Below are 387 nucleotides of genomic sequence, written 5' to 3' on the forward strand. Positions count from 1 at the left end.
GGCATGCCCAGGTCGCCGGCGTCACCGCCGGCGGCCAGCCACGCGTCCCGCACCGGCCCGCCCACGACCCGCGCCCCGGTGGCGGCCGACCAGTAGATCGCCCCGCCCTGGAACGACGCCGCCCGGCCGCCCCCGGGCAGGTCGGTGGCCTCGGTGGTCGGGTAGCCCAGCACCCCGTTCTGCCAGCCCGTGGCCGCCCACCGCTGCCGCACCGCACCGGAGACGACCCGGGCGCCGGTGGCCGGCGACCAGTAGATCGAGCCGTTCTCGAAGTGCGCGAACGCACCCCCGTCGGGCAGCGCCCGCACCCCCGTGGTCGGGTAGCCCAGCTCGCCGGCGGGCCCGCCGGCGGCGGTGAACCGGTCACGCACCGGCCCGTGCAGGGCG

Annotated in this window: 1 protein-coding gene; it reads right to left on the reverse strand. The window is 79.6% G+C overall.

The annotated features are described in order from the left end of the window. The coding region (locus tag E9549_RS22935; protein WP_374201702.1) for an LGFP repeat-containing protein at window positions 1-371 on the reverse strand (371 nt) is incomplete at its 3' end. Window positions 372-387: the final 16 nt, after the last annotated feature.

Source organism: Blastococcus sp. MG754426, assembly GCF_021699055.1.
Lineage (GTDB): Bacteria > Actinomycetota > Actinomycetes > Mycobacteriales > Geodermatophilaceae > Blastococcus.